Origin of the sequence: Kocuria sp. HSID16901 (assembly GCF_003989425.1) — a bacterium.
GTDB lineage: Bacteria > Actinomycetota > Actinomycetes > Actinomycetales > Micrococcaceae > Rothia > Rothia massiliensis.
In genome coordinates this window covers 41,016-54,769 of sequence record NZ_RBLM01000008.1, presented here as the reverse complement: position 1 = coordinate 54,769, position 13,754 = coordinate 41,016, and the positions used below count along the sequence as shown (strand labels likewise).

General features: G+C 62.1%; 11 protein-coding genes. 5 read left to right on the top strand and 6 right to left on the bottom strand.

Annotation, left to right across the window (positions count from 1 at the left end; translation table 11 throughout):
- The first annotated feature begins 20 nt into the window (after window positions 1-20).
- Window positions 21-1,331, top strand: a complete 1,311-nt coding sequence (locus D8M21_RS09825) for an MFS transporter (protein WP_048680906.1) — start codon at window positions 21-23, stop codon at window positions 1,329-1,331.
- 35 nt (window positions 1,332-1,366) lie between these two features.
- On the opposite strand, the gene D8M21_RS09820 is transcribed toward D8M21_RS09825, so the two are convergent.
- Window positions 1,367-2,422: a GTP-binding protein gene (locus tag D8M21_RS09820; RefSeq protein WP_048680769.1), complete on the bottom strand. Its 1,056-nt coding sequence runs from the start codon at window positions 2,420-2,422 to the stop codon at window positions 1,367-1,369.
- A 75-nt stretch (window positions 2,423-2,497) separates the two neighbouring features.
- Here D8M21_RS09820 and ykgO point away from each other — a divergent pair, with 75 nt between their 5' ends.
- The 3 genes from ykgO to D8M21_RS09805 all read left to right on the top strand — a co-directional run bounded on the left by ykgO (window position 2,498) and on the right by D8M21_RS09805 (window position 5,169).
- The gene (gene ykgO / locus D8M21_RS09815) at window positions 2,498-2,620 is read left to right on the top strand and encodes a type B 50S ribosomal protein L36 (protein WP_048680771.1); all 123 of its coding nucleotides are present in this window, start codon (window positions 2,498-2,500) and stop codon (window positions 2,618-2,620) included.
- Window positions 2,621-2,723: 103 nt separating this feature from the next.
- Window positions 2,724-3,491 (top strand): SDR family NAD(P)-dependent oxidoreductase, encoded by a 768-nt coding sequence (locus D8M21_RS09810; RefSeq protein WP_048680774.1) that lies wholly within the window; start codon window positions 2,724-2,726, stop codon window positions 3,489-3,491.
- 214 nt (window positions 3,492-3,705) lie between these two features.
- A complete protein-coding gene (locus D8M21_RS09805) occupies window positions 3,706-5,169 on the top strand; it encodes an amino acid permease (protein WP_048680908.1) in 1,464 nt (487 codons plus the stop codon).
- Window positions 5,170-5,231: 62 nt separating this feature from the next.
- Here the strand turns inward: D8M21_RS09805 and D8M21_RS09800 are convergent, their stop codons facing one another.
- From D8M21_RS09800 to D8M21_RS09780, 5 genes are all read right to left on the bottom strand, one after another.
- Window positions 5,232-6,539 (bottom strand): FtsX-like permease family protein, encoded by a 1,308-nt coding sequence (locus D8M21_RS09800; RefSeq protein WP_048680776.1) that lies wholly within the window; start codon window positions 6,537-6,539, stop codon window positions 5,232-5,234.
- Window positions 6,536-7,249 (bottom strand): ABC transporter ATP-binding protein, encoded by a 714-nt coding sequence (locus tag D8M21_RS09795; RefSeq protein ID WP_048680779.1) that lies wholly within the window; start codon window positions 7,247-7,249, stop codon window positions 6,536-6,538. Before D8M21_RS09795 ends, D8M21_RS09800 begins: the two co-directional genes overlap by 4 nt.
- Before the next feature lie 93 nt (window positions 7,250-7,342).
- Window positions 7,343-9,871: an excinuclease ABC subunit UvrA gene (locus D8M21_RS09790; protein ID WP_161800269.1), complete on the bottom strand. Its 2,529-nt coding sequence runs from the start codon at window positions 9,869-9,871 to the stop codon at window positions 7,343-7,345.
- 24 nt (window positions 9,872-9,895) lie between these two features.
- Window positions 9,896-11,131, bottom strand: coding sequence for an MFS transporter (locus D8M21_RS09785; RefSeq protein WP_082156745.1), 1,236 nt, complete (start codon window positions 11,129-11,131; stop codon window positions 9,896-9,898).
- A gap of 110 nt (window positions 11,132-11,241) precedes the next feature.
- Window positions 11,242-11,655, bottom strand: a complete 414-nt coding sequence (locus D8M21_RS09780) for a hypothetical protein (RefSeq protein WP_048680782.1) — start codon at window positions 11,653-11,655, stop codon at window positions 11,242-11,244.
- Window positions 11,656-12,089: 434 nt separating this feature from the next.
- Here D8M21_RS09780 and D8M21_RS09775 point away from each other — a divergent pair, with 434 nt between their 5' ends.
- The gene (locus D8M21_RS09775) at window positions 12,090-13,664 is read left to right on the top strand and encodes an alkaline phosphatase D family protein (RefSeq protein ID WP_048680785.1); all 1,575 of its coding nucleotides are present in this window, start codon (window positions 12,090-12,092) and stop codon (window positions 13,662-13,664) included.
- The last annotated feature ends 90 nt before the right edge of the window (window positions 13,665-13,754 follow it).

Genomic DNA, 13,754 nt, shown 5'->3' with positions numbered 1-13,754 from the left:
CCTCGCGAAAGGATCCCACCGTGAGCTCAGCAAGTCCCGCCGAGACGGCGACCCGACCCACCACCGGTGGTCAATCCAACCTCAAGACCTTGTTCGGCACCGGCATCGGCAACGCCTTGGAATGGTTCGACTGGAACATTTACGCGAGTTTTGCCGTGTACTTTTCCACGCAGGTCTTCAATAGCGAAAACCCGCAGTCGGCCTTCCTCGAAACGATGGCCATCTTCGCCGTGGGCTTCGTGGCCCGCCCCTTCGGCGGCGTCCTCTTCGGGTTTCTCGGTGACCGGTGGGGGAGGAAGCGTTCTCTGACCCTTGCCGTGGTCAGCGCGTCGGTCGGCTCGCTGATCGTCGCGGCCTGCCCCACCTACGACCAGGTGGGATGGCTGGCTTCGGCGTTGTTGCTGGTCGGACGCCTGATTCAGGGGCTCTCCCACGGAGGCGAATTGCCTGCGGCCCAAACGTATTTGGCCGAGCACGCCCCGCGGGACAAACGCGGCCTCTTCGCGAGTTCGATTTACGTGACCGGTACGCTCGGTTTGCTTTGCGGCCTGGGGTTGGGTCTCCTGCTCCAAGGGCTGCTCACGGAAGAGCAGATGGGCGCATGGGGTTGGCGCATTCCGTTCCTGGTCGGTGCGTTGTTGGGCGTCGTCGCCATTTGGATTCGTTCTTCGCTCCAGGAGTCCGAGGTGTTCACCGAACACATGGAAGCGGTCGAACGTCAGGAAGTGCGGAAACAGAACATCGTGGTCGCCGTCTTCAAAAATTGGCGCACCGGACTTCAGGTGATCGGGGTGACCGCGGGGCTCACGGTGGCCTACTACATCTGGTCCGTGACTATGGCTTCCCTGGCGACGACGACCTTCGGCTATACACCGCAGGATGCCTTCACGGCGTCGCTGATCGGCAACGTCGTCTTCATTCTGGCCCTGCCGGTGTGGGGTTGGGCCTCGGACAAGATCGGACGTAAGCCGTGCATCGTGGCCGGCATGGCGGGGTGCTTCCTGTTCTACATACCGCTCATCAAGCTCGTCTCCGGCGGGGAACTTTGGCAGTTGGTTCTCGCGATTTGCGTACAGCTGATCTTCCTGGCCGCATTCCTGGGCCACGCGCCGGCGACCTACGCCGAGATGTTTTCGACGGATCAGCGCACCGCAGGTTTCGGTGTGCCGTATTCGGTGGCTATCGCGGTGTTCGGCGGGACCGCAGGATACGTTCTGACGTGGATCGGGGACCCCTACAAGTTCGCGATCTACTCGATGATCCTGCTGATCATTTCCGCGCTGACGGTTCTGACTCTTCCCGAGACCAAGGGCAAGGATCTCCGAGGGTAATTCCTCGAGCCCCGCGCCCTTGCACGGGGCGGATCTCATTCGAAGCGCTCGCGGACCGTGACCCATGCAGGGAAGGGGTCGGGGAGAAGGTGCCATTCGTCAGGGTCGGTCATGAGCTCGCTATCGGACAGCACCGCGTCGTCGAGGGCCTGCGTCAGCTCGGTAGGCCGGAGATCGAATCCTGTGAAGACGATGTCCTGACCGAAACTCAGGGGTTCTCCTGGAGTGGCCTCGTCTCGAGCCAAGGGATCGATCGCCATGACCGAACCGGTGTGCGACCACGCCGCGGTGATGCCCGGGCGGCTCGCTAGGCGGCAGAAACCGCAGGAGCGAACGATCTTGCCCGCGGCACCCGGTTCAAGGTGCTCGTCCAAGGCCCGCTGTAGTCGCATCGGGTGGAACGGCCGCGGGTTGGTGTACCGCATGGAGGCGACGCGCGGGTGGCGGTACTGGGCGGTGTGCAGACCGTTCAGGTAGGCGATCCACCCGGGTCGGATCTGGACGGCGTCGTAGTACCCGGCGGGATCTTGCGCCTTGGGAATGGGATTTTCGCGGGTGCGGGAAGGTTGCCAGGTGCCGTCGTCGAGAACGACCTGTGCCCACGGCGCCAACTCCGCGATGATCGCCCGGATGATCTCCACGTCCTGTTCCGGCAATTGTTCCGCGTTGACCAACAGGGCCGTGGAGCAATACTCGATCTGTTCCACGGTTAAGAGCGCGCGGGCGGAGCTCGCCGTGAAGGGCGTGCCGTGGTGGAATTCCAGGTATTCGACCTGGTCGGTGCGCTCTAGCTCGCTGAAGAAATGTACGGCGTCGAGCACACACACGACCTCGGCCAACTGGGTGGGCTCTTCCGGGTCGACGAGCGAGCCGATGACCGACCGAATCGGGGCCTGCATCGGGTATTCGACCACCACGTCCTGAGGCGTGATCCAGGGGATGAGAGACGTAGCCTCACGCACCGGATCCTTCGCTACCGCCAATCGTTCCGCATGAATGATCTCGCTTCCGGTGGCCCGGGCCAGTCGGTGTGCGATGCCGCCACGTTCCGGCACGCAGGAACCCACGACGACGGTAACGGTCGATTCCATGCCATGACTCCTTTGATGTCGGGTGTTTCGACTACTGTACTATGTGAATGCGAATCATTATCAACAAGGAGCATCATGAAGGTTAGAGCATCCGTCCGGTCCCTCAAGAACCAGCCCGGAGCCAAGGTGGTAAGGCGCAAGGGACGCGTCTACGTGATTAATAAGCAGAATCCGCGCATGAAGGGACGCCAGAAATAACGGCAGAAATTCCGTTGCCGTGGTCGTGACTCGCCCCCGTGTAGGGCGCAGAATGAGAGAGGTGCCGGAACACCCAGGCACCTCTGGCAACGGAAGGAACCACATGTCCACGACCCTCATCACCGGTGCGTCCTCCGGGATCGGCGCGGAACTTGCTCGTCGTTTTGCGCGGCAAGGTGACCAATTGATCTTGGTCGCACGACGACGGGAGCGGCTAGAGGCGCTCGCCGAGGAGCTTGAGAGAGAACACCACGTCGGCGTCGAGATCGTGGAGATGGACCTGTCCGAGTCCTCCGCCGCCGGGGAGCTGTGGGAGAGGCTGTCGACCCGGCGCGTGGACACCCTCGTGAATAATGCCGGGTTCGGAAACGGCGGCACGGTGGTCGACGCGGACCCCGAGCTTCTCGAACAAGAAATACGCCTGAATTGCCTGACCTTGGTCGGCTTAACGCGGCGTTTTCTGGAGCCCATGATCGAGCGGGGGAGCGGGATGATCATTAACATCGCCTCCACCGCGGCGTGGCAACCAGTGCCCAATCTTGCGGTCTACGCCGCGACGAAGGCCTTCGTGCTCTCCTTTACCGAGGCTCTGTGGGCCGAGGCGAGGCCGCATGGCGTTAGGGCAATCGCGGCCTGCCCCGGGCCGACACGGACGGAATTCTTTGATCATGCCGGGACCGAGGCGCAGGTCGGGCGGCTACGCACCACGGGCCAATTTGCGGACGCGCTCTTTGAACACCTCGACGGAAAGAACCCGAGCTTTATCGACGGGTTCGCTAATCGGATGGTGGCCAAGGGCGCCGCGTTTATCCCGAAAAAACTCGTGTTGAAGATTGCCGGTATCGCGACACAATCACGTCGGCCGAAATAAGCCGAAAGTCGCCCGTTGCCACCTTTTCGATCACCCCGCTCATAAGAAATGGCCACCCGGGGTGCCGGAGATGGAACGGTGGCCACGCCGTGGGCAAGTGCGGGGTCCCAGGGCGCGGAGTTCTGGGTCGGTTTGTGGTTTGGTGTGGAGCGACCGACGTGATGTAATGTCAATCACTTACTCCGCGGTTTCCATTCCCCTGAAGAGGTTGACCATGAGCGATCCCTCGACCGCTGCACCCACCGAAAACCTGTCACGCGGCCTCAAGAACAGGCACCTCCAGCTCATCGCCATTGGCGGAGCGATTGGCACCGGCCTGTTCTTTGGCTCCGGAAAACTCACCCACGTCGTCGGACCGGGCCTGTTGGTGGTCTACGCGGTGATCGGTTTCTTCCTCTTTTTCGTGATGCGCGCCCTCGGGGAATTGCTCCTCTCGAATCTCAATTACAAGACATTCGGAGACATCGCCAAAGACAACATTGGGCCGTGGGCTGGCTTCATGGTCTCGTGGAATTACTGGTTTTCCTGGGTGGTCGGTTGTGTGGCCGACCTCGTCGCAATCACCGCGTACGTTCAATACTTTTGGCCGAGCGTTCCCGTGTGGTTGCCCGCGCTGTTGACCGCGGTAGGGCTCATCGCTCTCAACCTGCAGCCGGTCAAGGCCTTCGGGGAAACGGAATTTTGGTTTGCCATCATCAAGATCGTCGCGATCCTGGCCCTCATCCTCGTGGGCATCGTGCTGATTCTTCGCGGCTACGAGAACGGTGATGGAACCAAAGCCGCAGTATCAAACTTGTGGAGCCATGGCGGAATTTTCCCGACCGGGCTCACTGGTTTCATGCTGGGTTTCCAGCTGGCGATTTTCTCCTTCATCGGCATGGAGCTTGTAGGGACAACCGCCGCTGAAACGGAAAACCCTCACCGGAATCTACCGCGGGCCATCAACTCGATTCTTCTACGCATCGTGATCTTCTATCTCGGTTCGCTGTCCGTCATCATGATGGTCACACCGTGGGATCACATCGACCCGGAGCAGAGCCCTTTCACCACGATGTTCGGCAACGCGGGATTTGCGGGGGCAGCCTTCGTGGTCAACCTCGTGGTGCTGACTTCCGCGGCGTCGAGCGCGAATTCTGGCGTATATTCCGCTACACGCATGGCTTTCGGGCTCTCGAAGGATGGGCACGCGCCCAGCGCCCTCAACATGACGACCCGTCGCGGCGTGCCCATGAAGGCCGTTTTCTTCACCACGGTGTTTCTCTTCGCCGCGATTCCTCTTTTGCTCGGTGGGGACGCTCTGACCCAGGCCTTTACCGTCGTCAGCTCGATTTGTTCCGCGGATATCCTCTTCACGTGGGGATCCATCGTGGTCAGCTACATCCTGTATCGACGTCGGCATCCAGACGTGCACCGAGCTTCGGGATTCAAGATGCCGCTCTCGAGGATTGCGCCCTGGTTTGTCTTGGCCTTCTTCGTGTTCATCGCATTCACGCTGACGCTTAGCGAGGACACCCGGATTGCGGCGTATTTGAGCCCGTTGTGGTTCATTTTCTTGGCCGTGGCGTGGCAGTTCGTCAAGCGACGTCTGATTCGGCAGAAGCGCCCCCTGACTGCGGAGATCCCCCAGGTTTCACCCCACGAAGTCCGCACTCACTTCGAGAACAAGGAACAAGACTGAGCGAAGCGCGCCTTCGGGGCCGGGGTATGGCGGTCCCAAAGGCGCGCGACGCTATGCCGAACTCAGGCCTGAGCGACTCGACGTAGCGTGGGTTTCGTCGCGGACGTCGCCACCCGCACCACGACGACGCCGAGGCCCAATGTCACGAGGATCGTCAGCATCGTCAGGGGGTTGATGAGAATTGCGGCACCGATAATGGGTGCCATGGTGACGCCGGCAGTGCCGATGGAAATCAGCACCACCGCCCACAGGGACCTCATCACTGAAACCTGACGGATTTGGCTCAGATCTTCCACGGGCATGCCGATACGCGAGAGCCCCAGGTAAAGCTCCTTGCGGTCCAAGACCTGAGCGGTCTGATTGATGCAGACCGACGCCGCCACCATCACGAAGGAAATGGTGAGGGCCACGATTACTCCGGTCTGAAGGTCTCGCATGAAGATGACTTCTTCCGCCGGGACATTTCCGGTGTCGCCCATATTGAGGAGGGCCACGCCGGAGCCGGCAACCACGGCCAGGTAGACGCTGAACGCGATGCCGCCGACTTGCCGCCACATCTCCTGTGGAGACTCCAGCACGTTCCGCGCGGCCATGAGCTTGACCGCGGTGGGAGCGCGTTTGGCTTGGGACGACGCGACCCACTTGAGCACCAACGGGCCCAGGAAGTGCACTCCCACCAGAGGAACGGAAATCACCAGGAGCAAACCCACCAAGAGGAAGGCGCCACCGATCCCGCCGCTGAGGGCCCCAAAAATGATTTGGGCCAGGAGGAACAGACCAACGCCAATCATGAGCCGCATCCAGCGAACCGACCGAGGCACGGTTCGAGCGCGAACACCGAGCGGGCTGACGTGAATACGACTCAAGCCCATCAGAGCGCTGCCGAGGGCCAAACCCATCAGCACGAGAATTCCCAGGATCAACAACGGGAATCCCATCCACATGCCGCCAGCGCCGATGGCGCGTCCGCCGAAATGGATGAGTCCCACGAGCGGGCAGAGAAGCAGGTATGCGATCAGTCCGAGGAACACCCCCGTTCCAGAGAAAACTGCTGCCTCCGTGAGCGCAATGCCTCGAATCTTTCGACGCGAGGCGCCCAACAGACGCAGGGTCGAGAGGCGTCGATCCCGTTGCCGCGCCATGAGTCGGCCGGCCGAGGACATCAGCGCCGCCATGGGGACCAAGAGCAAAATGAGGGCCAGTGCGGCAAAGAACCCGTAGCCCAGACCGTAGGTATCGGGCATCGTCATGAGATGGTGTGCTCCGCCGAGCACGGTGAACCAGATGGCGCTGGTCGCCATGAAGGCACCTACCGGCAGCGCCCACGTTCCACGGTCGTCAAAGGTCTTACGGAGAAAAAGGCGGTTCATCGCGGATCCCCCTGGTGGTCGGTGGCGATGTGGCCGTCGTGCAATCGAATGGTGCGGGAGCATCTGGCGGCGACGGCGGGGTCGTGAGTCACGATCACCAGGCTGGCTCCTCGTGACGCCGTGGACTCGAGGAGGGCGGACAAGACATGCCGTGAGGTTTCACTGTCCAGTGCTCCGGTGGGTTCATCGGCGAAGACGACGTCGGGCCGTGTGACCTGAGCGCGGGCAATGGCGACTCGCTGTGCCTGCCCGCCGGAAAGCTGACCGGGGCGGCGGTTTTCCATGCCCTGCAGGCCCAACGCTCCGAGCCATTGCCAGGCCGCGTGTTCCGCTTCGTGCCGCGACGCTCCCGAAACCATGAGCGCCATCGCGACGTTTTCGAGGGCCGTGAGCTCTGGTAACAGCATTCCTTCCTGGAATACGAAGCCGATGCGGTCCCGACGAAGCGCGGCCCGTTGCTCGGAAGACATCCGTGAGACATCCATCGGCCCCTGGCCCGAACCGAGATTCAGGTGCACGGATCCGTGGTCGGGCGTGATGATTCCGGAAAGGACGTGCATCAAGGTGGACTTGCCCGATCCGGACGGTCCCATGATGGCCACGGACTCTCCGGGAAGGATCGTCACCGAAACGTTGTCGAGAGCACGGGTCGAAGAAAAGGCCTTAAAGAGGCCCTGGGCATTGAGGCGAGGAGCAAGTTGTGTGGTCATGCTTCAATGCTCGCCGCCCGGCCTCACGAAAGCAGCGGATCTGCCGATGATTCCGGGGGGTACACGAATGTACCGGTCTGGGTAGAGAGGGCTTTACCCGGCGTCGGGCACCGTGAGCCATCGACCAGTCGCCGACTCGACGCACGCGGCGATCTCGGCAGGCGTCCCGGAGGCCAACACTCGCCCGCCTCGCTCACCGGCACCCGGCCCCAGATCGATCACGTGGTCCACGCCCGCCACCACGCGGAGGTCGTGCTCGGCCATCACCACGGTATTTCCCTGGTCCACAAGCCGGTTCAGCTCGGCGACCAAAAGGTCGACGTCGGCAGGGTGAAGGCCGGTGGTGGGCTCGTCGAGCAAATACATGGTGTGACCCCGCGGGGAACGCTGAAGCTCGGTCGCCAGCTTGATGCGCTGCGCCTCACCGCCGGAAAGTTCCGTGGCGGGCTGACCGAGGGTCAGGTACCCCAAACCAATCGCGTCGAGCGCTCGCAAGGACCGCGTCACCTGAGGATCCTCGGCAAAGAACTCGAGCGCGTCCCGAACCGTCAATTCGAGAACCTCGGAGATATTTCGGCCATTCCAGGTGACCTGGAGGGTCTCCGGATTGTAGCGGGCACCGTGGCAGGTGGGGCATGGGGAGTAACTGCCCGGCAGGAAGACGAGTTCCACCTCGATCTGACCCTCGCCCTGACACGTGGGGCAACGACCCTCGGTCACGTTGAAGGAGAACCGGCCGATGCCCCAACCACGCTCGGAGGCTTCTGGGGTTGCGGCAAAGAGCTTGCGGACCCGATCAAAGAGGCCGGTGTAGGTGGCCAGGCAGGAACGGGGGCTGCGGCCGATCGGTTTTTGGGTGATTTGCACCAATCGGTCGATGGCCTCTTCGCCCTTCACCTGGTGCACTTCGGCCTCGGCGAGTTCTTCGTCGTCCAGGACGCTGGTCCGGACGCTTCGGCGCAACACCGGTGCGAGGACGTCGCCCAGCAACGTGGACTTTCCTGAACCCGAGACTCCGGTGAGGGCGGTCAACACACCCAGAGGGATCGTGACGTCCGCTCCACGAATCGTGCGCATCGAAATTCCGTGTAATTCCAAAGAACCGGAAGGCTTCCGGGCCTCAGAGGCGTCGCGCGGAGTGGGGTGTTTCGCGTACAAGTAGGGTGCGGTCTTCGAAGCCGCGACCTCCGCCAGACCCGGCACCGAACCGGAGTGCAGAATGCGTCCGCCCTCCACGCCGGCCGCCGGCCCGACATCGACCACCCAGTCGGCGTGCTCCACGAGTCGCATGTCGTGCTCGACCAGCAGAACCGAATTGCCCTCGTCGAGGAACCGCTGGAAGAGATCCAGCAGAATCCCCTTCTCGCTAGGGTGCAATCCCGCCGAAGGCTCGTCGAGCACGTAGGCCACCCCAAAGAGTCCGGAACGCAACTGGGCAGCCAATCTCAGGCGCTGCATCTCACCCGTGGACAGCGTCTGGGCCGGACGATCGAGGCTGAGGTGTCCCAGACCGAGGCCAACCATCGTTTCCAGGACGGGAACCACGTTGGGTAGGAGCAGGCGTTCAGCTTCAATTTCGGGACTCTCCGGGAGCTCTTGAACCTCGCTCCACCGCCCGGACAACGTTTCGAGGATCTCCTCCGCGGAATGCGCATTCAGTTCGTAAATCGGTTGACCCAGGTACGTCACGCGCAGGGCATCCGGGTTGAGGCGGTGTCCGTGGCACGTAGGGCACGTAAAGGTGTCCAGGTACCGCAACGCTCGGGCCCGGGTTTTCTCGGATTTCGCGTGGTCCACGGACTTGAGGAGATATCGGTTAACCGACTGCCACCGGCCCTTATACGTTCCGTGGGCCTGATCGACGCCGCGAACCGGATGCACTTCGACCACAGGTTGTTCATCGGTGAACAGGATCCAGTCGCGCGTTTCGCGAGGGAGATCTCGCCACGGCGCGTCCATGTCAGCGAGCCCCAAGGTGCGCACGATGTCGTGAAAATTCTTCCCCAGCCAAGCACCGGGCCAGGCCTGAATCGCCCCCTCATTGATCGAGAGGCTGGGGTCGGGAACCATCGAACGTTCGGTGGGCTCGTGAATGGTTCCGGCCCCGTGACACTGAGGGCACATACCCTCCGGAGTGTTAGGGCTGAAGGCTTCCGCCAACAGACGACCCCCGTGCAAGGGCGATCCGTGCTTCAAGACTTCTTCGGGATGGTTTCCCGCGCGGGAATACAGCAGACGAATTCCGTTGGACAGCGTGGTGATGGTTCCGACGCTCGATCGCGCCCCACCACCGCTGGTGCGTTGCTCGAGCGCGACCGTGGGTGGAAGCCCGGTGAGCGCTTCGACCCGCGGGTCCATCGTGCTCCCGATCAACCGCCGGGCAAAGGGGGCGATGGACTCGAGGTACCGTCGCTGCGATTCGCCGTGGATGGTCCCGAAGGCGAGGGAAGATTTCCCCGACCCCGAAACGCCCGTGAACGCCACCAATGCGCCGCGGGGAAAGGTCGTGGAGACGTGCCTCAGGTTATGTAGATGGGCGTCGCGGACGGTGACGACGTCGTCGGCTGGAGTGCTGCTTTCACCTGCGCGAATGTTCGTGGCATGTGGTTCGGAAAGGGGCATGCTTCGACACTACCGCCGGGTCCTCTACCGACGTCGAGAGGGGCGTTGCTTGACACCCTTGGGTAGCTTCACGGTGGAAGCGAACAAGCCCATCCAGGCTGCGCCCGCAATGGTCAGTGCACCCGTCGTCACGATCGCAACGGGCAGGCTCGCCAGAGCGAGCAGACCGGCCACGAGCGCCGGTCCGCCGAGTTTGCCCGAATTGTTGAAGATCGCCCAGATTCCGAGGAACTTGGCGCGCCCGACGGCAGGGCTGAGGTCCGCGCCGATGGTCATGTTCACCCCGGCACCGAGACCATTTCCAACGGCCATGACGACGACGGCGATGACGGCCCACAACAGGGTCGGCTGGATCGACATCAGGAGGAAACCGGCGCCGAAGATGACCAAACAGGCCATGAGGACGGCGGAACGTCCGAGCCAATCCTTGATATAGCCGCCGGGGAACATCAGGATCAGCTCCAAGGCGGCCCCGAGCGCCACAAGCAGGGAGATTCCAGATTCGTGGAGGTGAATGTGCACGCCCCACAGCTGAATCATCATGGGTTGAACGGCTCGAGCCACGGAGAGAATCGTGATCGAGACTCCCGCGAGGAGGACCGCATGCCACCGAACGTCGAGTTTCTTGGGTGCCGTCGGGTCCGCGAGCGCGATCCGGGACGTCGTCGTCGATGGGGCTTCATCGAACCCACGGTTGAGCGCCGGGATGCACAGCACCACCACTGCCAGTACCGCGCAGAATGCGCTGAAGATATAGACCGACCACAGCGGGAACCAGAGGAGCAGCATGGCGCTGATCATCGGTCCCGCAAGGTTGCCGACGCGTTGCGTCCCGCCGAGGGCGGTCATGGCGCGCCCCATGTGCATGGCCGGCATTTTCTCTGCGACGATCGCTTGCCGGGCCAGCCCCCAAATATCTTGAACCGGCGCGAGCATCATGAGCAGAACGATGTACAGCACCAGTGAATAGGGGCGGGCGACGACGCCTGAGAGGGCGAGCACCAACAGGGCCGTGATGGTGACTGCGGCGCTCGTGCCGAAAATCATCGCTTTTCGGTCACCGATTTTGTCGATCAAAATGCCCACGGGAACCGTGAACAAGAGGCTGGCCGCACCCATCAGAGAGACCACGGCGCTGGATAACGCGTCGCCCGCACCGAGGCTCAGGGCGGAGAGGACCAGCACGGGCACGGTGGACCCCACCCCGACGGCGAACAACAGGGACGGTACGATGACCGGCCAAAAGATGGGGCGAAGCATGCTGGATACCCTACTCCGACAAGGTCTTCTACTCCGAGATGTGAAGAAGGGCCGTTCCCGCGGCTTATGCCACGGAAACGGCCCTTAGTGTGGTTCGGGTGTGGTTCTAGCTAGTGGGCTTCGCCGACCCAAGTGATGCTGATGTAGGGGTCGAAGCGAGCCGTTTGCAGGATATGGGAATCCTTGAGATCCACGACGCCGTCCTTAACCTCCACGCGGTGCTGCTCATACTGGCCACCGGAGGAGATGGAAACGTCATAGATACCGTGCGGAGCCGGCAGCTCACCCGGACCGTTGGTGTTGGGAACCTTCAGGAAGTACGTGGTGGGGTGCTCCGTGGAGCGCACCAGTGCCGCCTGTTCAACGCCCTGAGGAGCGGAATCCGCGCTGCTCGCCTTCGTCTCGGCGGTCGGCGCGGCGGTTGCCTGAGCCGGCCCCATCGAAGCGACGCCGGCACCGAGTGCCAGCGCAACACCGGCGGCGGCCATGGATGCCTTACGGGTGAAGTGCTGGGTGCGGAACATGAGATAACTCCTTGGTTGAAGGTCGTTCCCGAAACTCATCGGCGATATCGGGTGGTTCCACGCTAACGCCCCAAAAATGGGGGTAGATGTGTCCGTGATCCGGTGCCTGAAGGGTCACGGGATGGTTAAAACCCTGAAATTTCGGGCGATCCGAGCTGTGAGACGTGAACGTATTCCCACAGGGGAATTGGATGCGTGACCCCCTCGTGACTGAATCCTGAGCAAATTCCCAGGTGGGGTGGGGTAAAGGCAGATTGTGGAGGGTCCACATATACCTGACCTTTGCGCCCGATGGTGGGGAACACGAGCAAATTGCCATGAAGTGCGGGTAAAGTACCGCGTCTTCTCGGCGTATCCTCGCGGACACCCGCACTCGATACCTTGATGTCGTCCATCACACACAGACGCACGAACTATTCAGTGAGGTATTCGCCGTGCAGCACGCATCGTCCGGTCAGCAATCTGGTCTCAATCGTCGGAAGCTTCTTCAACTCAGTGGCGTCTCTGCCACGGCCTTGGCTTTGGGAATCAATGTTCCCGGGGCACGTGCGGCCTCGGAATCGAACTCATCTTCCGAGCCCGATCTGAAGAACGTTTTTGGCTTGGGTATTGCCTCGGGTGCTCCTCGACCGGACGGGGTGGTGTTGTGGACCCGCCTGGCCCCGCAGCCGTTGGCGGAAGACGGTCGCGGCGGCATGCCCCAGCGGACCGTGACCGTGAACTGGCAGGTCGCACGGGATGAAGGCTTCGTCGGTATCGAGAAAGAAGGCAACGCTCTGGCCCAGCCGGAGCTGTCTCACTCGGTGCATCCTCGCGTTGAGGGATTACGCGCCGGAACCGAATACTTTTACCGCTTCCGCGTAGGTCGCGAGGTAAGCCGCGTCGGTCGCTTCAAGACCCTTCCGGCGGCGAACACCGGCCTCTCCTCCTTCTCCTTCGGATTCGTCAGTTGCCAGGCTTGGTACCACGGCCATTTCACGGCTCATAAGCACCTGGCTCAAGAGAAGGATCTGGATTTGGTCCTGTTCCTGGGGGACTACATCTACGAGTACGGCATCACGGAGAAAAACCTCACCCGCCAGGGTGCCGAGGTCGGGCCCGCCCATAGGGTTGAGGTGAAGTCGCTCGCGCAGTATCGCTTGCGGTATTCGCTGTTCAAGACCGATCAGCATCTTCAGGATGTCCACGCCAGGGCCGCGTGTGCCGTGATCTGGGACGACCACGAGGTGCAGAACAACTACACCGGTAAGCTCCCCGCGGCGTCGACCCCAGACCCCAATTTCCGGGAACGCATCGCCTCGGCCTACCGGGCGTTCTACGAGAACATGCCGTTGGACGTCGAGGCTCTTCCCCATGGAGATTCCAGCGACATCACGGCCACCATCGACGTCGGCAACTTGATTCGATTCTCGTTGCTCGACAGCCGCCAGTTCCGCGACGCCGAACCGAAGGACGAGGCGGACCGGACGCGCAAGGACCGCACGATTTTGGGATCCGACCAAGAGGCGTGGGTCGCCAACGCGCTCAAGACCAGCCCCGCGACGTGGAACATCCTGGCTAACGGCGTGGTGCTGACCCCCATCACCCCCGATCGCACGGATCAGTGGGACGGATACCCGGCGGCGCGCGAGCGGATGCTGAAGGCGATGAACCGATCCTCCAATCCGGTGATGCTTTCCGGAGACATCCACAAGCACAGTGCGGCCGAGCTCAAGCAGAACTTTGACAACGAGAACAGCCGAACCCTCGGTGTCGAGCTGGTGTGCACCTCCGTGGCGTCTGATGGCGACGGCGCCAAGACGGACAAGAACACCGGCGACTGGCTGGGCCACCCGTACGTCAAGCACTACGACGGCCGCCGCGGCTACGTCCACGTGACGGTAACGCCCAAGGACATGGTCTCGAGTTTCTACTGCGTGGACTGGATCGAACGTGACGACACCGCTCCCAAGCAGCTGTCGGCTCGGTTCTACACCAAGGCCGGGCAGATGTCGCTTTCGCCGATGTAATTTCACGTTCGTGCGGGGCCGCAGGCCGGAAATATCGGAGCGGTGAGACTCACAGTGTGGGTCTCACCGCTCACGTTTTTACATCGTTGA